This is a genomic window from Bacillus cereus group sp. BfR-BA-01356, from assembly GCF_022663635.1.
In the GTDB taxonomy this organism is placed as follows: domain Bacteria; phylum Bacillota; class Bacilli; order Bacillales; family Bacillaceae_G; genus Bacillus_A; species Bacillus_A cereus.
In genome coordinates, this window is the sequence record NZ_JAKUFX010000094.1 from 1 (window position 1) to 23,463 (window position 23,463).

Sequence of the window (23,463 nt, forward strand, 5' to 3'; positions counted from 1 at the left end):
TACATAAAATACTGGTCTAGTTTCGTGATGTCTTTTTTAAGCAATTTGTCCTTTGATAACTTCAAAAGATATTATTTTTCAGTTGACATACTACCGCAGGTCTTTTATATGAATTCCATATTCATAAGATCTATTTCCAAATTTTTTAAAACCCTTGATTAAAACTTTTATATAGAAATAAAAGGATTTTAAATTTTTGAAAACAGAACTTACATTTACTTTATTTATTTATTTGGTACATATACATAATACAATGTTAATATGTGCTCTATGTGAAGTTCACATAAATTTGTGATGAAGATTTACTTAGCCACTCGCATCCTACTCATCTAATTACCCACTGCATAAAATCATCAGTTATTTTAACACATTTTAGGCGTTTGTATATACTATTTATAAAACAACTTTTATAAAGGGAGGATTCATATGCCTACAGCGTTACAAGAAGAAGTCGAAGAAGCACGGGAAACATATGTCAGTCGTATCATCTTAGTTGGAGGATCGACTTTATTTTTAGTAGGCGGGGTTATCTCAGCAATTTCAGCTTTTAAAGCTTATAATCGTTTGGAGAATACGCCGCCTTCTACAGATAATTCATAGATATTTTATAAAATAAAACGTCGCCTCCAATATGAAGAGACGACGTTTTATTATTCATACATATGACACTAAAAGTATCGGTAGATTCCCTACTCCATTTTTTAAGCTTACTTCACCACAAACCGCGTCTGACTACATCCATCCTTCTGCTTCGTTACTTCTAATACAGCTGGCATTGCGTTTTTCAGCTCTTGAACGTGTGAGATGACACCGATAAATCGGCCTGATTTTTGTAAGTCAATTAAGGCATCTACTGCTTTGGTTAATGATTCTTCATCTAATGAACCGAACCCTTCATCGATGAACATCGTTTCGATGGAAATACCACCTTCATATGCTTGAATGACATCTGCCATTCCTAGAGCTAAGCAAAGTGATGCGTTAAATTTCTCTCCGCCGGATAATGTTTTTACATCGCGCGTTTGGCCAGTGTATGCATCGTACACATCTAAGCCTAATCCACTTTGACGGTTTCTTTTTTCAACTCGCTCACTTCGTTTTAAATAAAATTGTCCATTTGATAATTTACGTAGTCGTTCGTTTGCGATTTGAACGATTTGTTCTAAATACTCAATTAAAATGTAACGTTCAAATGATATACGACTTTCGTTATCACCTTTCATTACTTCATATAAATCAACAAGTTCTTGGAAGGCTTTTTCTTCCTCGTGAATTTGTTCGTCAATACGTCTAATGTTTTCATGTAAATCAGAAATATATGTTACCGCATTTTGCGCACGTTGACGTTTTTCTTTAATGATATCGAGATTAATTTCTAGTTCTTTTATGTGTTCACCTAAAGATGTAATATCCATATACTCTTTATCTTTTAATTCTGAGTTTAACTCTTCGATTTGTTTTGCAAGCACTTCAAGCGATGAATAATAACCTTGAATTTCTTTTTGTAACATCTCCATCTCGGCATCGCTTAATTTGGCTTCTTTATACGTGAATTCATCTGTAAACCCACTTTGTTCTAGCTCTTTCATAAAGCGTGCGAAAGTCTCTTCTTTCTTTAATTTTGCACTTTCAAATTGATTAGAAGCACCTTTTTGTTCTGCTTGAATACGTATATTTTCATTTTGCCAATGCTGATACGCTTCCTGGACTTTCTTCCATTCGTCCTCCATTAACCTAAGTTCCTGCATAGCTTGGTCAAACTGTGCTTTCCAAGCTTGTACTGTTTGTAAGTTTTCTGGAATATTTCGTTTATCATGTTCATATGACGTACGAAGTTGCATACACTCCATTTCTGTACGGTGCTGCATTGTTTCCACTTCTCGTTTTTGTTTCTGAAGTTCTTCTATTTTTTCTTCTACGCTTTTCATGTTCGCAGCAATCTGCTTACGTGTTTCTTCACTTGCTTTTAACGTATTCACATCTGCAGCTAATTGTTTTCCTTTTTGAACAAGTGCACTATATGTTTCAGCTAATTTTTCCGAATTGTAGCCGCGTTTCACAACTTCTTCTATCACTTGTTCATATTGTAGTCGATAGAAATTCCATTTCTCCTCTACTTGCACATGTAATTTTTCAGCAATGTTCTTCTTATCTCTTAAATTGTTTAACTCTTTTTCATCGATCGCATTACTTTGCTCTGTAGCTTTTTGCGGATGATTCGTACTACCACATACCGGACAAGATTCACCGTCATGTAAATGAAGAGCTAATATACCAGCTTGTTCACTTAACCAGCGGCGCTCCATGTTTTCATATGCACGAACTGCCACTTGCATTTTATTAGTTGCCGCTTCTTTTTCTTGCTCGAATTTTTGTTTTTCTTGCCAAACATCATATGCTTGCTTTAAAACTTTTGCATCTTCTCGCATATTCGTTAGTTCTTCTACTTTAGCTACATATTGCTCAAGTGCTTGTTCTAATTGCTGCAATTCATCAGACATTCTCTGTTTTTGGTTTGTATGCTCTTCTAGTTGTTGATCTAACTTTTGCATACTTTCTTTTAATTTCCCTATTTGAATTTCGGCATTTTGTAAATTCAGCTTTCTCTCAGCTAATGATTCAATGATTGCTTGTAACTCTTCTAATCTTTGAACAAGTTTTTTAGCCTCTTCTCGTTCAGCTTCTTTATTCTTTACTACTTCATACTTCTCCTTAGCAAGTTCAAAGCTGTTCATTATCTGTTCTTGTTTGACAATTATCTGTTTTAACAAACTTTCAACTTTCTGCTCATTTTCCATCGCTTCTTCATACCATTGTTCAAATGGTAATAAGCGCTTTGCTTGTTCCGCACGTTTAAAGGATTTTTCTTTCCTTTCAATTGCTGCACGGTTCTCTTGTAAAGTGTTATATTTCTCATTCTTTTGTTGTAAATCTATAAATTTCTCATTTATAGATTTTGCTGCATGAAAACGTGTTTCTGCATCCTTTAATTGCTTCGTTTGAACATCTTGTTCTACTTGTAATTGCTCAACCTCTGCTTTATACACGGTTGTTTCTTGTTCTAACGCTTCTACTACTTGATGCGTATTTACATGTTCTTGTGCCACTAATGTCTCTAATAATGCTCCATCACGGATTGGTAATTTAAAAACATTACGGAAATAGAGCTCTCTCTCTTTTTGTTTTTCTTGCAAGACATCTTTCCATTGTTTTCTCTTTTGATCAAGTAACTCACGCATTAATTTATAACGATCCGTTTTAAAAATACGACGTAAAATCTCTTCTTTGTTTTCCGTCTCAGATGTTAATAGTTTTCGGAATTCCCCTTGGGGTAACATAACAATTTGGCTAAATTGATGTTTACTTAACCCAATTAAATCTTCCACTTTTTTGTTTACGTCTGTTACATGAAAACGATCGACGGCTGGAACGTTTTCTCCATCAATAACTTCATATAATTCTACTGCATGTCCTGTAATGGTCTTATTCCCTTGTTTTTTATGTCCAAGTTGTCGTTTTATTTCATAGCGTTTCCCTTTTAACTGAAAGGTTAATTCAACACTTGTATAAACATTATCATCAGCAAATTGACTTCGAAGCATGCTCGTATCACTACGTTCTTCTCCACTAGCCTCACCATATAACACATAACAAATCGCATCAAAAATCGTTGTTTTTCCAGCTCCCGTATTCCCAGAAATAGCGAAAATACGATGTTCTCCAAGATCTTCAAAATCGATTACTTCTTTCTGTTTATATGGCCCGAATGCTGTCATAATAAGCTGAATCGGTCTCATCCTCGTTCACCTTCCCGTTCTTGCACTGTTTGTAATACATCTATAAATAGGCGTTCTTTCTCTTCTGATAAATCTAACCCTTTCATTTCTTTATAGAAAGCCTTTAAAAGAGATAAATCATCCGTTTTATGTCTTGAAACCGTTACTTCATTTGTATCTGTGAGTTCTCGCCTTTGCATCGCTCTTTCAACGTGCATTGCATTTGGATATACAGATCGTATTTTCTCCATTGGCTGTAAGACAGGGTTTTCGTCTAATAATTTTACAAATACGTAATCTTCACTTACTGGGTGCTGTAATAATTCATCTATTTTCGCTTCTACTGTTCGCATTTTACGACGTGGTGAAAGTAACCTTTTTTCAATTGCTACTTCACCAGTTTCATTCAGTTCTACAATGTAATAACCTTTTTTATGTTTCTCTTCAGAAATTGAATAGGCAAGTGGTGAACCTGAATATCGAATCGTCTCATTACGTACGAAATGCGCTTGATGTAAATGTCCAAGCGCTGTGTAATGAAACTTATCAAAATAATGACTATTTACATATTCAGCACCACCAATTGAAAGTGGTCGTTCTGCATCACTTGTATTCTCCTCCGCTTCTCCTGAAGAAGTTACAAATGCATGTCCAACAAATACATGTCTAGCTTCTTTATCCATCGTTTCGGAGAGCTCATTCATAAAAATGCGCATCGCATCATCATGAGAACGTACGTCTTCATTTTTCAACACGTGCCTCACTATGCTTGGGTCTGCATACGGTATTAAATGGAAGTGAACCTCTCCATATTCATCATTTAGTACAACAGGTTCATAGGGGAATTGAAATTGACCTGCAATATGTAATCCTTGTTTTTTCATTAAACTACTTCCAAAATGGATACGATCCGGACTATCATGATTACCAGCTACTGCAATAACTGGTGTTTGCAAATCAATAACTATTTTTTGCAGCACATCATTTAATAAATCTACTGCTTCTGTAGGTGGAATTGCTCGATCATATAAATCCCCTGCAATAATTACAGCATCTGGTTTTTCTTCTTCAACAGCCTGTACAAACTGATCTAATACAATCTTTTGGTCTTCAGTCATATACACGCCATGAACAAGCTTACCTAAATGCCAATCCGCTGTATGAAATAACTTCATATTTTTCTACTCCTTTTAATTTACTGATTTTAGTGAAACGAGTTGATAGTTTATTGTAGTTTTTCCGTTCTCCCACTCTAGCTTCAATATCGTTGCACTTCCAATTCTTTCTTCATTTGATTTATATAAAGGCAATATTTCTTGAACTGTAAATAAGTGATAACCATCCAATATTAATTGAAATATATTTTCTTCAATATGTAATCTTACTTCTTTTTCATTTGAAATAATTTTTGTGTGCATCTCAAATTTCATGATAGATACAACCCCTTTTTATAATCTCTACATTTTAATAGTATAGTGGCTATGCAAGATTGACAAGTACATACACAGCAAAGTACACACTTTTCTATTGTTATATGCTTTATGTATTTTATATAAAATACGGTATGTGAAATTTTATATTTTCCCCAAAATAAAAATGCCTATTGTGACATCTTTATTTTTGTATAAAGTCTTTCATTACATAATATAAAACGGTAATTAAGACGATTGCGACGAAAAATGAGAACACTGCGACAATGTAGCCATCTTTATTTAATAAAATACAGAATGAAATAGATATTATAAAAATCGGAAATACGAGACGTACTTTATCCTTCACTTCTTCTGTCGTATCTGTATGATGAAAATACTGCGTTATTCCTATCATTAAAAAAGACAAAATAATAACCGACAATAGTAAAGGTCCTGGCATTCCGATTTCTCCTTTCTCTATTTCTAATTCAGTGTAAAAATTTTTTGTTACAATTGTACGATTTATTTTTTCTTCAAACACACTTTTAAAATTGATAATGAACATTTCACACCTATATAATAGCGCTTTTATCATTATAACTTCAAATAATTACACTTACAGTAATGTTGTAATATTCCCCCTCAGTCTCTGAAATCCTGCAAAGATAACTCGTCAAAATATGCAGTGACCAAATTAATATTTACCGTCAACTTTTGACAAAATTTATAAAGGACATTTCAGTACATATCAAGAATTAAGAATAAGAAGATATGTAAGGGAGGATGCATTATGACTGAACAAGTTTTATTTTCTGTTAGTGAAAACGGCGTTGCTACAATTACTTTAAACCGTCCAAAAGCACTTAATTCTTTATCTTATGACATGTTACAACCTATCGGACAAAAACTTAAAGAGTGGGAACACGATGAGCGTATTGCACTTATCGTGTTAAAAGGAGCTGGCACAAAAGGTTTTTGTGCAGGTGGCGACATTAAAACTCTTTATGAAGCGCGTTCCAATGAAGTGGCATTGCAACATGCAGAACGTTTTTTTGAAGAAGAGTATGAAATTGATACATATATTTATCAATATACAAAACCGATTATTGCTTGTTTAGATGGAATTGTAATGGGCGGTGGTGTCGGTCTTACAAATGGTGCGAAGTATCGCATTGTAACTGAGCGTACGAAATGGGCAATGCCAGAGATGAATATCGGCTTCTTCCCAGACGTCGGAGCTGCATATTTCTTAAATAAAGCACCTGGATATACAGGACGCTTCGTTGCTTTAACAGCATCTATTTTAAAAGCTTCTGACGTATTATTTATTAATGCTGCTGATTACTTTATGACATCTGATTCATTACCAGAGTTTCTTACTGAACTTGAAAGTGTAAATTGGCATAAAGAAGATGATGTACATACTAATTTAAAAGAAGTTATTCGTACATTTGCAACTGCTCCAAACTTAGAAAGCGAGCTTGCTCCTTCATTAGAAGTAATCAATTCACATTTTGCTTTCGATACAATTGAAGAAATCATCCATTCATTGGAGAAAGATAAAAGTTCCTTTGCTCTAAAAACGAAAGAAACACTGTTATCAAAATCCCCTATTTCACTAAAAGTAACATTAAAACAGTTTATTGATGGAAAAGATAAATCCGTTGAAGAATGTTTCGCTACGGACCTTATACTTGCTAAAAATTTCATGAGACATGAAGATTTCTTCGAGGGAGTACGCTCCGTTGTCGTTGATAAAGATCAAAATCCGAATTATAAATATAAACAGTTAAGTGACGTTTCAGAAGAAGATGTGAATCGTTTCTTTAACTTACTTAATGCATAAAATGAAATTGTCATGAGGGGAGGTTTTGTTCATCCCCCACCTAACTTCTTTTCTTCAGCTAAATCTTGTGCGGTGAAAATCTTACTACCCGCAAATAGCGGTATAAAATCGAGGCTATATAGTAGTGTAATTACAGCTACTATATAGCCTTTTTTATTTAATTATTTTTAACAAAATTTAATTTTATTAAATCCATTTTTGTGCTACACTGATTTTAATCAAATATTCTAAAAATAAAAAGGAGGGACGGCTATGATAGAAAATTATCTTCTTTTCATCATTATGTCTATTTGCCTCATCATTTTACCTGGTCCAGATACAGCAATGGCTACGAAAAATACATTGGTTGCTGGTAAAGTCGGTGGAGTGAAAACAGTGTTTGGTACATGTATTGCACTATTAATTCATACTTTAGCTGCTGTAATTGGTCTTTCTGCACTTATTGTAAAGTCAGCTCTTTTATTTTCTATTTTCAAGTACGTTGGGGCTCTCTATTTAATATATATCGGTATTAAAGCCCTTTTAGCAGTAAGAAACAAAGAAAACTTAGATACAAATAATCTATCTTTGAATAATGAAAACGAACATACTTCTTGCTTTCGCCAAGGATTTCTTACAAATTTATTAAATCCTAAAGTAGCAGTCTTCTTTTTAACTTTTTTACCACAATTTTTAAATCCAAATCATAATACATTTATTCAACTTCTTGTAATGGGCCTTACTTACCTCGTTTTAACAGTCATTTGGTTTGCATTTTATATATTTTTAATTGATAAAATTAGTGCTTTTATGAAAAAACCGAAGACGCAACGTTATATTCAAGGGCTAACAGGAGTCGTCCTAATTGGATTTGGTATTAAACTAGCTTTTGAAAAAAATAATTAACAAGACGAAAACCACCACTATTAATAGTGGTGGTTTTCATCTAATAACTGATTTGGTTGTTTACTCTATATTAAAACCAGCGCTCAGTTACAACTTTTTTACGTGTATAGAATTGAACGCCATCTGTGCCATTTGTACCTAAATCACCAAAGAATGAAGCTTTATTTCCTGCAAATGCGAAGAATGCCATTGGTGCTGGAACGTTTACGTTTACACCAATCATACCAGCATCGATGTTATCACGGAATGTTTGTGCATGTTTACCATTTGACGTATAAATAACCGCACCATTTGCAAATTTAGATTGATTTGTTAGTTTAATACCTTCTTCTAAATCTTTAACACGTACAATACTTAATACTGGAGCAAAAATTTCTTCTTGCCAAATTTTCATTTCTTGATTCACGCCATCAAAGATTGTCGCACCTACAAAGTAACCTTCTCCAACTTCTTCATTAATTTTACGGCCATCTACTAATAAAGTTGCCCCATCTGCTACACCGCTATTAATATAGCCTAAAACGCGCTCTTTATGAGATTCACGGATTAATGGTCCAACATAGTTATCTTCGTTAAAGCCATCGCCTACTTTTAATTTTTTCGTTTCTGCTACTAATACATCAATAAATTCATCAGCAATTTCATCCACTACTGCTACTACTGAGCATGCCATGCAGCGCTCTCCACTACTTGCAAATGCAGATCCAATTACACCTTGTACTGTTTTCTCAAGATTGCAATCTGGCATTACAATCGCATGGTTTTTCGCACCTGCTAACGCTTGTACACGTTTTCCGTGTTTCGTACCTGTTTCATATACGTAACGAGCTACCGGCTCAGAGCCAACGAACGAAACAGCCTGAATATCTTTATTTTCTAAAATGCTATTTACAACATCTTTTCCGCCTTGCACTAAATTTAATACGCCTTTTGGGAAACCTGCTTCATAGAATAATTCTACAAGTCGCTCCGCTAAAAGTGGCGTTCTTTCAGATGTTTTTAATACGAATGTATTACCGCAAGCAATTGCAAGTGGGAACATCCATAACGGAATCATCATCGGGAAGTTAAACGGTGTAATACCAGCAACAACTCCGATTGGGTAGCGCCAAATCGATCCATCAATTCCGCTAGCGATATTCGGAAGTGCTTGACCCATCATTAAATTTGGCGTAGATGTTGCAAGTTCTACCGCTTCAATACCACGCTGTACTTCACCTGTTGCATCCGTTAGCGTCTTACCATTTTCTAGCGTAATGATTTTTGCAAGCTCATCTTTGTTTTCTTGTAATAGCTGTAAATATTTATATAAATTTCTTGAACGATTTGGAACTGGTACTTTAGACCATGTTTCGAATGCTGCTTTTGCCGCTTCAACAGCTTTTTCAACATCTTCTTTTGGAGATAGTGGAACGTAAGCGATAATTTTTCCAGTCGCTGGATTTGGAACTGCTTCTACTTCCGTACCTGTCGATTCAACCCACTCACCGTTAATGTGATTTTTTACTCGTTTAATTTCAGTTGTAATCATTGTATTCTCTCCTTTGTATAATTTATTTTTGATTAGAAATTAATTGCTCGCTAACTTTCTTATATAAAGCAGCCATATCATTTTCACCATATCCAGCTTGACTCGCTTCGTCATATACGTTTAATAACATTTCGCTTACCGGTAAATGGAGTTCGCTTTCCTTAGCTAAGTCAACTGCAAATCCTAAATCTTTCTTCAATAAGTTCACAGTAAATCCTGGATCGTAGTTTTCAGGTGCTATAAAACTTTTATAATTACGTTCATAAATTCTACTTTGACCGTAACTTACATTTAAAATATCAAACATTTTATCTAAATCCATATTGTTCTTTTTCGCTAATGTTAAAGCTTCACTCACACCAGCTGTATAAAAACCAATTAATAAGTTATTAATTAACTTAACAGTTGTACCACTATCAATCTGCTCACTAACGTGGAAAATGTTCGCGCCTAGTACGCCCATGATAGATTCCGTTTTCTCATATACGTCTTTTGATCCACCAACCATAAACGTTAATGTACGGTTTTCGGCTCCGATTACACCACCGCTCACAGGTGCTGCTAAAAAGTCTACTTTCTTTTCCTTTGCAGCTTCCTCTAACTGTTTATTTAACTGCGGCGATACCGTACTTGTATCAATGAAAACTACATTCGAGTGACCATTTTCAAATAATCCTTCTGCTCCAAAATATACCGCTTCAACAGCGCGAGGTGAAGGTAAACTTGTAAAAACTACATCACATGTTTCTGCTAGTTTTGAGATTGATAGACCGATAATTCCGCCTTCTTTTTCAAAGGACGCTTCCGCCTCTTTATTTAAGTCCACGCCATATACTGTGTAACCTGATTTAACTAGATTTTTTGACATTGGAAGGCCCATGTTACCTAAACCGATAAAACCAATCTTTTTCATATCGCTTTCCTCCTATTTACACAATATATTTCCCGCGATTTATAATAGCTTTCGCAATTGCTCTCTTCTTCGTAAATACGTTCGTGTATAAAGGCACTAATAATTGACGGATTTCAGCTAAAATCACATGTCTATCTTGTTCTTCTGTAACAGCCGCTGAAAGTACAGAAATCGCCGCTTCTTCTACTTTACGGTATCCTTCTTCACAAATAACATCCGTTATTAGTTGCTTCGTACGTTCTTTTTCCTCTCCATTTTTACGTACCGCTTTTCTCGTACGTAAAAACGCTGATTCCATGACGTACACGTCCGTCAACATATTTGAAATTACACGTGAATATTCTTGTTCTTGGTCAATTTTTATGCCTGGAGTTTTAGAGAGCGTTTTCAAAGATTGTTTCAACAATTTTTTCGCTAATAAAATGTAACGATGGTTTCTTTCTACATTTGCTACATCACTTTCTACTTCAGTATCTTCTAATTGTTCGATTTGCTTCATTAGCATTTTAGCAACTGTTAATCTATTAATTTCGTTCGTTCCTTCAAAAATACGACTAATTCTAGCATCACGATATAATCGTTCTACCTCATACTCTTGCATATAACCGTAACCACCATGAATTTGTACAGCTTCATCTACGATATAAGCAAGTGTTTCAGAAGCATTTACTTTATTCAGTGCACATTCAATTGCAAATTGGGACATTTTCTTCATAAGATCTTCATCGCTCTCATGAATTGCTTCATCGATTACACCTGCCGTACGATAAGCTGCACTTTCGGCTCCATATGTAGCAATGATCATATTTGCAATTTTCTCTTGAATCATCGTAAAGTCTACTAATTCCGTTTGGAACTGTTTTCGCTCTTTTCCATATTGAACCGACAAACCAATTGCTTGTTTTGCTGTTCCAATATTTCCAAAAGCAAGTTTAAGTCTAGCAAAGTTAAGAATATTAAGGGCTACGTGATGCCCTTTCCCAACTTCCCCTAAAACATTTTCAGCAGGGATGACAACATCTTCTAAAATAAGAGTCGCTGTTGAAGAACCTTTAATCCCCATTTTCTTTTCTTCTAATCCAATAGATACACCTTCACATGTTCTTTCGACAATAAACGCTGTCATTCCTTTATTTGTCTTCGCAAAAACAACGTATACATCTGCCATATGAGCATTTGTAATCCATTGCTTCTCACCATTTAACTTCCAAGCTGTTCCCTCTTCATTCAATACGGCGCTTGTTTTTGCACTTAATGCATCCGAACCAGCATTTGGCTCTGTTAAAGCATAAGCCCCAATCCATTCTCCCGATGCGATTTTCGGTAAATATTTTTCTTTTTGCTCTTTCGTTCCATAATATATGTAAGGCAATGTACCGACACCAGCGTGTATATTAAAAGAAACGCTAAACGCACCAGCGTAACCCATTTTCTCTGCTACAAGACCTGAGACAGCCTTTCCTAACTCGAACCCGCCATAATCTTCTGGTACCTCAATGCCTAATAATCCAAGTTCCCCAGCTTTCTCAAATAATTGACGAGAAACTTTATAGTTATGTTGTTCAATATTCTCCATTTGTGGAACAATTTCTTGTTTAACGAATTGTTCTGTCGTTTTTGCGATTAAATCTTCATCACCTGAAAAATCTTCTGGTGTAAAGTAAGTATGATTTATATCTTTATTAAGTGAAAAAAATTCATCCCATGGTAACTTCGTTTTCTCCATATGTATCCCCCTATCATTCGGCTTTCATAGCTTTTTGCTTATGCTCGTCTACGATGAGTGGAATATCTTTTTTGAAAATAGAAGGCGATGATTTTTCACATCAAGCATTTTATTTTGCCAAAGATGTATTTTCATCGCCTTCGCTGCTTTATCTATTGATCTTCTGATAATACTGTTTTTGCAATACCAGTATCTAACTCTTCAAAGTCATGATATGAAATTGTTTCGTATAATTCACTTCTCGTTTGCATATTAGAAAGTGCATCTTTTTGAGAACCTGTTTCTTTAATTAAAGCAAACACATTTTCATACGCTTTCGCTGCAACGCGAAGTGAAGTTACAGGATAAATAACCATTTGGAAACCCATATTCGCAAATTCCTCTGCACTATAATATGGAGTTTTTCCGAATTCAGTCATATTCGCAAGCAAAGGTGCATTTACCTTGCTATTAAATAGACGGAATTCTTCCTCTGATTGAAGCGCTTCAGGGAAAATTGCGTCTGCACCTGCTTTTACATATGCATTTGCTCTTTCAATTGCTTCATCTAATCCTTCAACGCCACGAGCATCAGTACGTGCTACAATGTATAAGCTCGGTGCAACTTCTTTAATCGCTTTAATTTTTTGAACCAATTCTTCTGTAGTAACAAGTTTCTTACCATTTAAATGTCCACATTTTTTTGGTAATTGCTGATCTTCAATTTGGACAGCTGCTACTTTCGCTTCCACCATTTCTACAGCTGTTCTCGCCACATTTAGTACACCACCAAATCCTGTATCAATGTCAACAAGAACAGGTAAGTCTGTAGCTCTTACTAAATCTCTTGCTCTCTCAGCCACTTCAGTAGACGTCACGATACCTAAATCTGGTAAGCCTTTACTTGCAGTATAAGCAGCTCCTGATAAATAAAGAGCTGAAAAACCTGTATTTTTCGCAACAAGAGCTGCCATTGCATCATGAGCACCTGGAATTTGCAAAATTTCATTTGCTTCTACTAAAGCTCGGAATCGATTCGCAAGCTCCTCTTGTGTTGACTGCTTTTTCACAACCCAAGCCATTCTAAATTCCCCCCTATTATTAAATTAAGAATAGATCTACAAATTCGTTTACATTCATATTTTCTAGTTTTTCTTCATTTAAACAAACTTCATGAATTTGTTCTTGTTGCTTACTAGAATAATGACCTGCCATATTTGCAGTGAATTTTTGAACAACTTTTGGAATTGCTTCGTCTCTACGGAAGCGGTGACCAAGCGGATATTCACATTCCACATTTTCTGTTACTGTGCCATCTTTAAAGTGAACTTGAACAGCGTTGGCGATTGAGCGCTTGTTCGGGTCAAGGTAATCTAAACTGTACTGTTTGTTTTCAACAACAACCATCTTATTACGTAATTCATCTACACGTGGATCGTTTGCTACTGCATCTTCATAATCGTCTGCAACGATATCTCCTTTTAATAAACCAATTGCCGTAATGTATTGTAAGCAATGATCACGATCAGCTGGGTTATTTAATGGACCTTCTTTATCAATAATACGAATTGCTGATTCATGAGTTGTAATTGTAATACGGTCAATTTCATCTAATCTCTCTTTAATTTCCGGATGCAACTTCACTGCACATTCTGCAGCCGTTTGTGCATGGAATTCTGCTGGATATGACACTTTAAATAATACATTTTCCATTACATATGACTCTAGTGGTCTTGCTAATTTTAATTCTTGTTTATTGAATAATACATCTTGGAATCCCCATCCTGGCGCAGATAATGCTGTTGGATAACCCATTTCACCTTTTAGAGCAGTCATTGCAAGATGAACACCGCGGCTCGTTGCGTCACCTGCAGCCCATGATTTACGTGAGCCCGTATTTGGAGCATGACGATATGTACGAAGACTAGAATTATCAATCCACGCATGTGATAATGCATTAAAGATTTCTTCACGTGTTCCGCCAAGCATTTTCGCAACTACTGCAGTTGTTGCTACTTTTACATATAATACATGGTCAAGACCAACTCTGTTTAAGCTGTTTTCTAAAGCAAGCACGCCTTGAATTTCATGTGCTTTAATCATCATTTCTAATACTTCACGTACTTTTAAAGCTTCTTTTCCTTCTGAAATACGAACACGGCTAATATAATCTGCAACTGCTAAAATTCCGCCTAGGTTATCAGATGGATGTCCCCACTCTGCTGCAAGCCAAGTATCGTTATAGTCTAACCAACGGATCATACATCCGATATTAAATGCACCTTTTACTGGATCTAGTACATAAGACGTACCTGGTACACGTGTACCATTTGGCACGATTGTTCCTGGCACAACTGGTCCTAGTAATTTCGTACATTCCGGATATTGCAGTGCTAAAATTCCACATCCAAGTGTATCAAGTAATACGTAACGAGCTGTACTGAATGCTTCTGCACTAGTAACCTCTTTATTTAATACATAATCCGTAATCTCTTCTAATAATGCATCTTTTTGCTTAATTTCATTTGTTTTAATCATGCTATTCTTCCCTTTCTGTCGAAAATTCGTTATTATTAATGATGGGTGTCGGTCAAACACCCATCTGGCGGGCGGCGCTAACAACTCCCCAGTTGTTCTTATTTACTAAGTACATGTCGCTCGCCAATATAATTTACACGAGGACGGAACAAACGATTATTTGCATGTTGCTCAATAACGTGCGCACATAATCCCACTGTTCTAGAGCTAAAGAAGATTGGTGTGTAAAGTTGAATTGGAATACCTAGCATCCAATATACTGGAGCTGCATAATAATCAAGATTTGGATAAATTCCTTTTTCTTTTTCCATAATCTTTTCTCCAGCTTCACACATTTCATATAGTGTATAATCACCTTTTACATCACATAACTGTTTTAAAGCTTCCTTCATCATAAGTGCTCTTGGATCCATCTTCTTCATATAAACACGGTGTCCAAAGCCCATAATTTTTTCTTTGTTATATAGTTTCTTCTGTAATAACTCTTCAAATTTCTCAACATTACCAGCTTCTAAAAGCATGTACATAACCGCTTCATTTGCACCGCCATGTAAACTTCCTTTTAAAGATGCAACTGCACCTGTTAAAGCACCGTATAAATCTGATTGTGTTGATGCAATAACGCGAGCTGTAAATGTAGAGTTTGGCATTTCATGCTCACTATATAAAACAAGGGAACGATCAAAGATCTTTTCCTCAAGTTCAGTTGGTTTTTTACCAGTTAACATATAGAAGAAATTCGCACTATAAGATAATTCTTTAAGAGGTTCAATTGGCTCCTCATTATTTAAAATATGATAGCTATTCGCTACAATGTTTGGCACTTTACTTAACAGCTTGTACCCTCGGCTTTTATTCACTTCTAACGAGCGGTTTTCGATATCATTATCGTAACCAGCTAACGCTGACACACCTGTACGTAATCCATCCATGGGATGCGTCTCTTTAGGCAATGCCTTTAGTACGTTGAATACACCTTCTGGTACTGCATATTCTTCTTTTAATTTCTTTTCAAGTGTTACTTTTTCATCTTCATTCGGTAGGTGTTCCTCCAATAAAAGGTGCACAATGTCTAAATACTCTTTTGTTTTTGAGAGTTCGATTAAGTCATACCCTTGAATTACAATTTCACCTTTTACTGTGTCAAGAAACGAGATTTTCGTCTCCGCTGCCACTATACCATCTAATCCCGGGGAAAATTTCTCTTCAGCTTTCATCATTATTTCCTCCAATCCTAATAGATCTTCGTGCACATAACTGTAAGCCTTTACAATATTGTGAAACTACATTTCTATTTCAATGTATCAGAGTTTTTAGAAGATTTCAATTTATTTTATAATGATAAGTTTCCTACACTTTTCTTACTGTAACAATACAATTTTTTGAAAATAATTCTTATATTTTATAAAGAAAGGATAGACTTCTTTGCGTATTTTCAAAAACAAGATATAAAGATTTTTCATATAACACCGCCAAATATACAATTATTCTAATTTTATTTGAGAAATAGAAAAAACGAGCTGTACATAAATACAGCTCGTTACTATATGATATTTATTTCACTATCTCTTAAATATAATTTTTATATAAAACTTATTCATTTTTAATAAAGTTATTATTTTACATAATTAAATTGAATTTCTTCCATTTCCTCATGATAACTTACAAATAAATCATAGTTTTGAAAATACCAAAGATCATCAGAATCTACAAAAAATATAATACCTTCCTTCTCAACTGACACTATTTCGCCATCGGGTTTCTCAGCAACAACCCCTAAAGAATATCCGGGCTGAATTGAACTATCCCCTCCGTACCTTACAGTAAAACGTACAGATTCACCGTGCTTTATACGTAATTCTTCCTGGAACCATTGCAGAGCTTTACGATCAATTGAAATTCTCATCTTTATTCCTCCAGTTTACGCAAACTCTTTTTTTCCTAATCGTTGTTTTACAAAGAAGACGAAAATAATTAAGGCTATCAATGCTGAAATTGCACTCCCTGAAAATAAAATACGATAACCAAACATTTGTGAAACAACTCCAAGTAAAATAGCACCTAACCCGATTCCTAAATCAAACGCTGTAAAAAATGAAGCATTTGCAACTCCTCTTTTACTCGGATCGACAATTGTAAGCATTGCCGCTTGCAAAGCTGGCTGCGCTGAACCAAATCCAATACCGTATAATGTTGCTGCGATAATTACACCTATCAAACCATTTGAGATAGTTAAAACAACTATAGCTAAAATAGTAATACATAATGCTGGAAGTATAATGAATACTTCTCCATACTTATCTAATAGTTTCCCTGAAATTGGTCTTACAATTGTTAATACAATTGCATATACAAGAAAGAAAGTTCCCGGGTTTACATGAATTGATGATGCAAATAACGGTAAAAAGGTTGTTATTCCTCCATATGCAAACGATAAAAAGAATACTACAATCGTGATTGTTAATACGGATTTCTCAAATAGCTGAATTTTCCCTTTTTCTTTTTGTGGCGTAAATGGGATCTTCGTTATTATTGATAATACAACTGCCATAAAAGATAACAACGTCGCTAATAAAAATAGACCATCAAATGAATAATTTTGCACAACCCATAATCCAATCATAGGTCCAATCGCCATTGCAATTGTCATCGCCATCCCGTACCAACCCATACCTTCACCGCGGCGTGAATCTGGAATAATATCCGTTATTGCTGTTCCAACAGCTGTTGTAGAAACAGCCCATGTTACTCCGTGAATAACACGTAAAACAGCTAAAAGGACAATAGTCGATGCTATATTATAGGAATACATCGTTAAGCCAAAAAAGATGAGTCCGAAAATAATAAAGGATCTTCTACCATATTGATCTAACATTCCTCCAATAATCGGTCGTATTACAACAGCAGCTATTGTAAACATCCCCATCATAAGTCCAACTTGCGATTCATTGCCACCTATCTCTTTAATAAAGAGCGGGAGCGTTGGAACAAGTAAATAAAATCCTGTAAATAAAAATAACATTGCGAAAGTCATTTGAATAAATGATTTCGTCCATAATCTTTCCATAAAAATACCTCCATACACTCGTAAAATATTACGATTAACACCCTCATTGTATATTTTTTTTATCTCTTTTCCCTCCGTAAATAGACGTATCTTTTCATATTAAATAGTCCACCATCAGCTTACATTAGTCTTAAGACTTTGTACGCATATTTTAAACGAAAGTCCTATATATGTACCTTTATACGTGTGAAAAGAATATACTAATTTATTATCACAACTTAGGAGTGATTATTTTATGTGGGTATTATCATCAAGAGTAACTGTCGCGGTTCCTTCGATACCCGAAATACATGCCCCCGCCGTTCATACAGCAAGTTCCGATGTCGGCATTGAACTTCCAGCAATTTGGCAACAATACCAATCACCAGGTCAAGCTACCCCTTCATTTTGGCATCATGGTGCCCATCCAAGTAGCACTACCTTTTATCATCCTAGCCACGCTCCACTACCTCAGGCTCAAGTCTTTTATCATTTCCCATCAATTTATTTTCAAAATTTTTATGGTACGTTTAACATTTAAAACACATCATTTCATAGCTACTACATTTAAACGAAAAAAGCACTTAAGATTGTAATTTTCACAAATCTTAAGTGCTTTTTAATATTTTTTATAAATTTTTCTTATTGCCCATTATTAGCAGGGGTCTCTCCTGCATTACCGCCAGTCTCTGGTTGTGTGGTCGCTGGTGGAGTTGTATTTCCTTGACCTCCTCCGTTATTTGCTGGAGGTGTCGTATTTCCTTGACCTCCTCCATTATTTGCTGGAGGTGTCGTATTTCCTTGACCTCCTCCGTTATTTGCTGGAGGTGTCGTTCCTTGGCCATTTCCATTATTTTGTTCTTCTTGTTTCTTTTGCTCTTCTAGTTTCTTTTGTTCTTCTTGCTTCTTAAGTTCCTCTTGTTTCTTTTGTTCTTCTTGTTTTTTCAGTTCTTCTTGTTTCTTTAATTCTTCTTGCTTTTTCCCTTCTTCAGTTTTTTGCTGTTGATCTTGTTTTGGTTGCTCCGTTGTATCCGGTACGCTAGTATTTGGCGATGAATCACGTTTTTCACCTTTTATACGTAGCTCACTACCTTCTTGAATAACACTACTTGGCATTTTAAAGCGTGATTTATCTGTAGCCATTTCGCTCATCATTTCTTTAAAGATCAACTGTGCAATTTTCGTATTTTTACTACTAATATACTCGTCTTTACCATCTTTCATATACCCAGTCCATACTGCCATCGTATATTGCGGTGTATATCCAGCGAACCAACTATCACGAGTTGCACTTTCTGGAATTTTATATTGAGCTAATTGCTTTGATGAATAGTTTGTCGTACCCGTTTTACCAGCTACATCTAAAGAGCCTACATTTGCCGATGTACCAGTACCTGATGTAACTACAGAACGAAGCATATCAGTAATCATGTATGCGGTAGAATCTGTCATAACTTGTTTTGGTTTTTGTCCAAAACTTTGTGACTTACCGTCTGGATAAACGACTTTCTTAACAAAATGCGGTTTCGTATATTTACCTTCATTACCAAATGCCGCATAAGCACCCGCTATTTCAGTTGGCGATACTTCATTTGTACCAATCGCTGTCGATTCTGTCGGTGCTGTATTAAATGTAATACCTAGTTTCTCAGAGAATTCTTTCGATTTACTAATCCCTACTTCTTTTGCAGTTTTAATTGCAGGAATATTACGCGACATTTTTAATGCTTCACGCATTGTAATTGGACCCATATGACTTCTATCTGCATTTCGTACTTCTTGTCCCGTTGAATACTTAAATGGAGAGTCATCAATTTGATGGTACGTAGCCCATTTTAAATATTCAATTGCAGGAGCGTAGTCGAAAATCGGCTTCATCGTTGAACCAGCTGCACGATCTAATTCAATTGCCATATTATGCCCTTTAAATACAGCTTTATTTTCTCCACGGCCACTACCTATAGCACGAACTTCTCCTGTTTTCGTATCCATAAATGTGAATGCACCTTGGAATTTATCGTTCGGATAATCAATGATATTATTATTTAAAATATTATCAGCAAGTTTCTGTGCTTTCGGATCTAACGTTGTATAAATTTCTAAACCGTCAGAACCGATATTAGCATCTGGTAATTCTTTTTCTACTTCTTTCACAACTGCATCCATAAATGCAGGGTATGGCATTGTTTGTAGTTGAGCTGCAGGCTTAAGCCCCTTTTCTACGTCAACTTTTGATGCTTCTTCCATTTCCTGTTTTGTTATATATCCATGTCGGTTCATTAAACTTAGAACAACATTTCTTCTTTCTGTTGCTTTTTGAACATTTTCTTTTTTCGTTGGATCATAGTTATTCGGTGCTTTCGGTAAACCTGCAAGCATCGCAACTTCTGGTAATGTTAAGTCCTTCAATTCTTTACCATAGTAGTTTTGTGCTGCTGTTGCGATCCCATATGAACGGTTTCCTAAGTTAATTTTATTTAAGTACATCTCTAATATTTCATGTTTTGAATACTGTTGTTCTAGCTTATAAGCTAAATATATTTCTTGCGCCTTACGCTTTGGTGTTTTGTCCATTGATAAGAAGTAGTTTTTTATAACTTGCTGTGTTATCGTACTTCCACCTTGAGAACCATAATCCCCTTTAAGACTTACTAGAACAGCACGGGCAGTACCTTTAAAATCTACTCCGCTATGCTCATAAAAACGTGAATCTTCTGTCGCTAAAAATGCATTTTCTACTAATTTAGGTATTTGCTCATACGTAACATTCGTCCTTTTTTCTTTTCCATATTCATATACCAAATCCCCGTTTTTATCATAAATTTTTGAGGATAACGGATTAACAAGTTTTGCTTTCTCAAGTTTTGGTGCATCCTTAATCATTACGAAAAAGGTAGCAACCCCCGCCACTAAACCAACAATACCAAGTAATAAACAAGTGATTAAAAACTTGCGAAAGAATGATGTTTTACCTTTTGGCTTTTGTGTTTTAGAAGCTGGTTGTTTTTTCTTTTTAACTTGTCGTCGTTCCTCTCGAGAACGATAATTTTCTGACATGTTACTTTCTCCTGCCTTTCAATTCTCCCGTTGATTTACTTAAAAATATTGAGGTCACTTTCTAAAATAAATTTGATTAAGAAAGTATATTGACCTGGAGCATTCAATATTTTCCCAATTCACAGATTATAAATTTTAGAATACTTCTTATACAAACTATTTTCACTTCTATTTTTCCTAATAACGCTGCCCCTTGAAGCATAGAATGTAAAAAGTGAATTTTTAATACCTCGTATAAATAATATACCTTTTTTTCAAATGGTCAATATTTTCTTATTTATAAATCAAAGGTGAAATAAAAATAGCACAACGATATGTACTTCGTGTGAACTTCCTTATAATTACGTATAACAAACATTTAATATATTGCATATAAGTATAATACCTCTTAAATTATAAGGATTTCAACATCACAACCTCAACATCTACAAAAAAGTATTAAAAATAAAAAGTGAGGAGTTGCGTAATGATGAAGCTATCTCCCGTAATTTCAAAAAATATAGTTGCTGTTGGTTATAATCCTTTTTCTATGATTTTGCGAATCCAATTAAAGAATGGTATGTACGATTTCTTTAATGTACCAGAAAGTATTTATACTGGCCTATTACATGCACAATCTAAAAGTTATTATCATAATACTTACATTAAAAATTCTTTCCGCCATACAAAAATCTAAACTTAACACCCACTAAAAAAGAAAGGAGGTTAATCCTCCTTTCTTTTAAAAACATTTTGCAGATGAATTATCTTCGATTCCTCTTATTAATTTCATCATATGCTTGAATTTGTTTTTTCAAACGCCGATCAGCTTTTTTATCATGCACTACAAGAATTGCATGTATAACTCCTGGAACCCAAAATATTAATGTTAATATGAAATTTATGATTGCCTGAATTGGTTTTCCACAAAATAATACAGCAACAGGTGGAAGAAGAATTGCTAATAAATACATCATCCCTTGAAAACTCCTTATTTTGTATTTTATATATCACTTTTCAAAATATACGCAAAAAAACCTACTACCATTTTAATCTTAACCTACCTCTAAAATCAATGTATCTCCTTCTATTTAAATAAGTATTTCAGACTTTTTATTGTTTTCTAGCCTATTTTCTTCCTCTATTGCAGTTACTCCAATTGCAGAAATTAACGTTCCTATCGCTTGTATCCAAATACCAATGAGTGCAATGATTCTCTCATCCTTCTTATCAAAAATACTATCTTCATTTTCTCTCTCATCTTTCAATACATTTGAAACACCTTGATACGCTTGTAATCCAGCCCCTAAACTTTGCATGGAGTTACCCAGTATAATAATTTTCTGTAATACATTTATATCCAACAAAGCTGCTTCTACTCCTAAAAAAGCACCGATCGATTGTAAACTGTTCCCTGTAATGATAAGATAATCATTTTCTTTCAATTGTTCATTTATATTAAAATATGTTCCTATTACATTTGATATATTGCCTAATGCTAATAACTCAATTCCTATTTGATCAAGTAATTTACTTTGATTCTCTAAGCCTATATTTTGATTTTCTCTTTTTTCTTCCCCATCATCATAATTGCTCGCAATGATTTGTAATATATATCCGAGGGCTTGTAATGAGCTTCCTACAATAACAAGATCCGATTCAACTTTCTCTTCTCCAATAAATCCTCTTGTCGTTCCAATAGCAGCTGTAAGATTCCCTCCCACTTGAAACCATGCCCCTGTCACTTTTAAACTGCTTGGATTCATTTTTATCACCTATTTAAATATTTTCTAAAGCTTTCAAAACAAACAAATCTCACCCTTAATCTTTTATTTTATTTTTTAGATGTAATTTTGTGAATGATATAATGTGCTACTAATATAAAAGCACCTTAAAGGTGCTTTTTATATGCATGCTGGGCATGTCAATGAATCTCCATTTTTATCTATTGTTATATTCAATATATATTCAATTGCTTTATATTACATTTTCGAATTCTTGAGCCGTAATTTTCCAAAGTTGTGCATTTTGATTTACAATCGATGCATTATTTATTATCATATCGGGAGCTGTATGTGTATTAAGTATATAATTTGCCCAATTGTTAACTTGCTGAGAATCTGAAACATCAATTACTTGGAAATCATGTATTTTACTGTACTGTTTTTTTAGTTCTTCAATTTTATCTTTTGAACGTCCACAACCATATATGTTCCACCCTAATTCATGAAATCGATCAACCATCGCACGCCCTAACCCTTGTGTCACGCCTGTAATAATTACAGATTTACTAATTTCTTTTCGCTTCATTTCTCTCATCCTCCTTTCCTATATCTTACTCTCTTCATTTTTATTCAGCGATTTACTATAGTATCAACTCAACTCATACTTTAGTAATGGTTTTGATATTGTATACATAAACCAAAAAAGTAACCATCATGGTTACTTTTTGCTATATATCTAAAAATTCATTGTTTATTTCATTATTGTTTTTACATTTCAACTTCTCTTTTCCACATTTCTCACACTGGTAAATATAAACTACACCTAATGTACCTTTTTTAAAATCCTCATTATCCTGCATCTTAATAAAAACATATTTATGTTTACAATGCGATTCACCCAAATAATTTTTAAACCACTTTTTCAACACAACACATTCCACCTCGTATATTAATATTTAAGCCCTATCTCAGGCTTAGTTTTACTCTCTAATAAGAGTCCAGTAATAAAGAAAATACTTGGACGTCTCAAGATATTTCTAGATAATGGTCT

At 34.6% G+C, this 23,463-nt stretch carries 21 protein-coding genes and 1 pseudogene; 5 read left to right on the forward strand and 17 right to left on the reverse strand.

Annotated elements, in window-relative coordinates; genetic code table 11:
* The first annotated feature begins 426 nt into the window (after positions 1 to 426).
* Positions 427 to 600 (forward strand): hypothetical protein, encoded by a 174-nt coding sequence (locus tag MR168_RS23970; protein ID WP_001141668.1) that lies wholly within the window; start codon positions 427 to 429, stop codon positions 598 to 600.
* 107 nt (positions 601 to 707) lie between these two features.
* Here MR168_RS23970 and MR168_RS23975 read toward each other — a convergent pair whose 3' ends face one another.
* The 4 genes from MR168_RS23975 to MR168_RS23990 all read right to left on the reverse strand — a co-directional run bounded on the left by MR168_RS23975 (position 708) and on the right by MR168_RS23990 (position 5,648).
* Positions 708 to 3,797: an AAA family ATPase gene (locus MR168_RS23975; protein WP_001247461.1), complete on the reverse strand. Its 3,090-nt coding sequence runs from the start codon at positions 3,795 to 3,797 to the stop codon at positions 708 to 710.
* Entirely contained in the window at positions 3,794 to 4,951 is a 1,158-nt protein-coding gene (locus MR168_RS23980) for an exonuclease SbcCD subunit D (protein ID WP_000765150.1), read from the reverse strand. The genes MR168_RS23975 and MR168_RS23980 overlap by 4 nt, the downstream gene beginning before the upstream one ends.
* Before the next feature lie 15 nt (positions 4,952 to 4,966).
* The gene (locus MR168_RS23985) at positions 4,967 to 5,206 is read right to left on the reverse strand and encodes a DUF2584 family protein (RefSeq protein WP_000667346.1); all 240 of its coding nucleotides are present in this window, start codon (positions 5,204 to 5,206) and stop codon (positions 4,967 to 4,969) included.
* 184 nt (positions 5,207 to 5,390) lie between these two features.
* On the reverse strand, positions 5,391 to 5,648 hold the full coding sequence (locus tag MR168_RS23990; protein ID WP_001119404.1) for a hypothetical protein: 258 nt from the start codon (positions 5,646 to 5,648) through the stop codon (positions 5,391 to 5,393).
* 330 nt (positions 5,649 to 5,978) lie between these two features.
* Here MR168_RS23990 and MR168_RS23995 point away from each other — a divergent pair, with 330 nt between their 5' ends.
* Positions 5,979 to 7,034, forward strand: a complete 1,056-nt coding sequence (locus MR168_RS23995; RefSeq protein ID WP_086385976.1) for an enoyl-CoA hydratase/isomerase family protein — start codon at positions 5,979 to 5,981, stop codon at positions 7,032 to 7,034.
* 252 nt (positions 7,035 to 7,286) lie between these two features.
* On the forward strand, positions 7,287 to 7,919 hold the full coding sequence (locus MR168_RS24000) for a LysE family translocator (protein ID WP_061113219.1): 633 nt from the start codon (positions 7,287 to 7,289) through the stop codon (positions 7,917 to 7,919).
* A 70-nt stretch (positions 7,920 to 7,989) separates the two neighbouring features.
* Here MR168_RS24000 and MR168_RS24005 read toward each other — a convergent pair whose 3' ends face one another.
* The 8 genes from MR168_RS24005 to MR168_RS24040 all read right to left on the reverse strand — a co-directional run bounded on the left by MR168_RS24005 (position 7,990) and on the right by MR168_RS24040 (position 17,673).
* Positions 7,990 to 9,450 (reverse strand): CoA-acylating methylmalonate-semialdehyde dehydrogenase, encoded by a 1,461-nt coding sequence (locus MR168_RS24005; protein WP_086411580.1) that lies wholly within the window; start codon positions 9,448 to 9,450, stop codon positions 7,990 to 7,992.
* Between the two features lie 22 nt (positions 9,451 to 9,472).
* On the reverse strand, positions 9,473 to 10,363 hold the full coding sequence (locus MR168_RS24010) for an NAD(P)-dependent oxidoreductase (RefSeq protein ID WP_049107714.1): 891 nt from the start codon (positions 10,361 to 10,363) through the stop codon (positions 9,473 to 9,475).
* A 16-nt stretch (positions 10,364 to 10,379) separates the two neighbouring features.
* A complete protein-coding gene (locus MR168_RS24015) occupies positions 10,380 to 12,089 on the reverse strand; it encodes an acyl-CoA dehydrogenase family protein (protein WP_086411579.1) in 1,710 nt (569 codons plus the stop codon).
* Between the two features lie 152 nt (positions 12,090 to 12,241).
* Complete coding sequence (gene prpB / locus MR168_RS24020) at positions 12,242 to 13,150, reverse strand: methylisocitrate lyase (RefSeq protein ID WP_000312639.1); 909 nt, start codon at positions 13,148 to 13,150, stop codon at positions 12,242 to 12,244.
* 19 nt (positions 13,151 to 13,169) lie between these two features.
* A complete protein-coding gene (gene prpD, locus MR168_RS24025; RefSeq protein WP_000598123.1) occupies positions 13,170 to 14,606 on the reverse strand; it encodes a 2-methylcitrate dehydratase in 1,437 nt (478 codons plus the stop codon).
* A gap of 98 nt (positions 14,607 to 14,704) precedes the next feature.
* Positions 14,705 to 15,826 carry a citrate synthase gene (gene mmgD / locus MR168_RS24030; protein WP_002041090.1) on the reverse strand — a complete coding sequence of 374 codons (1,122 nt, stop codon included), beginning with the start codon at positions 15,824 to 15,826 and terminating at the stop codon, positions 14,705 to 14,707.
* A gap of 395 nt (positions 15,827 to 16,221) precedes the next feature.
* Positions 16,222 to 16,512, reverse strand: a complete 291-nt coding sequence (locus tag MR168_RS24035; RefSeq protein ID WP_001222842.1) for a HesB/YadR/YfhF family protein — start codon at positions 16,510 to 16,512, stop codon at positions 16,222 to 16,224.
* 15 nt (positions 16,513 to 16,527) lie between these two features.
* Complete coding sequence (locus tag MR168_RS24040; protein WP_242291544.1) at positions 16,528 to 17,673, reverse strand: MFS transporter; 1,146 nt, start codon at positions 17,671 to 17,673, stop codon at positions 16,528 to 16,530.
* Between the two features lie 235 nt (positions 17,674 to 17,908).
* Between MR168_RS24040 and MR168_RS24045 the strand changes: the two genes are divergently transcribed.
* On the forward strand, positions 17,909 to 18,193 hold the full coding sequence (locus MR168_RS24045) for a hypothetical protein (RefSeq protein ID WP_000270101.1): 285 nt from the start codon (positions 17,909 to 17,911) through the stop codon (positions 18,191 to 18,193).
* Positions 18,194 to 18,294: 101 nt separating this feature from the next.
* Here MR168_RS24045 and MR168_RS24050 read toward each other — a convergent pair whose 3' ends face one another.
* A complete protein-coding gene (locus tag MR168_RS24050) occupies positions 18,295 to 20,709 on the reverse strand; it encodes a transglycosylase domain-containing protein (RefSeq protein ID WP_103597649.1) in 2,415 nt (804 codons plus the stop codon).
* 466 nt (positions 20,710 to 21,175) lie between these two features.
* Here MR168_RS24050 and MR168_RS24055 point away from each other — a divergent pair, with 466 nt between their 5' ends.
* The gene (locus MR168_RS24055; protein WP_000977081.1) at positions 21,176 to 21,385 is read left to right on the forward strand and encodes a KTSC domain-containing protein; all 210 of its coding nucleotides are present in this window, start codon (positions 21,176 to 21,178) and stop codon (positions 21,383 to 21,385) included.
* Between the two features lie 67 nt (positions 21,386 to 21,452).
* Here MR168_RS24055 and MR168_RS24060 read toward each other — a convergent pair whose 3' ends face one another.
* The 4 genes and pseudogenes from MR168_RS24060 to MR168_RS24075 all read right to left on the reverse strand — a co-directional run bounded on the left by MR168_RS24060 (position 21,453) and on the right by MR168_RS24075 (position 23,341).
* Positions 21,453 to 21,665: a YqaE/Pmp3 family membrane protein gene (locus MR168_RS24060; RefSeq protein WP_000990233.1), complete on the reverse strand. Its 213-nt coding sequence runs from the start codon at positions 21,663 to 21,665 to the stop codon at positions 21,453 to 21,455.
* 114 nt (positions 21,666 to 21,779) lie between these two features.
* Positions 21,780 to 22,454 carry a DUF6944 family repetitive protein gene (locus MR168_RS24065; RefSeq protein ID WP_001070038.1) on the reverse strand — a complete coding sequence of 225 codons (675 nt, stop codon included), beginning with the start codon at positions 22,452 to 22,454 and terminating at the stop codon, positions 21,780 to 21,782.
* Positions 22,455 to 22,668: 214 nt separating this feature from the next.
* Positions 22,669 to 22,998, reverse strand: a pseudogene (locus tag MR168_RS24070) (SDR family oxidoreductase); the annotation flags it as partial.
* Positions 22,999 to 23,140: 142 nt separating this feature from the next.
* Positions 23,141 to 23,341 carry a hypothetical protein gene (locus MR168_RS24075; RefSeq protein WP_000915148.1) on the reverse strand — a complete coding sequence of 67 codons (201 nt, stop codon included), beginning with the start codon at positions 23,339 to 23,341 and terminating at the stop codon, positions 23,141 to 23,143.
* Positions 23,342 to 23,463: the final 122 nt, after the last annotated feature.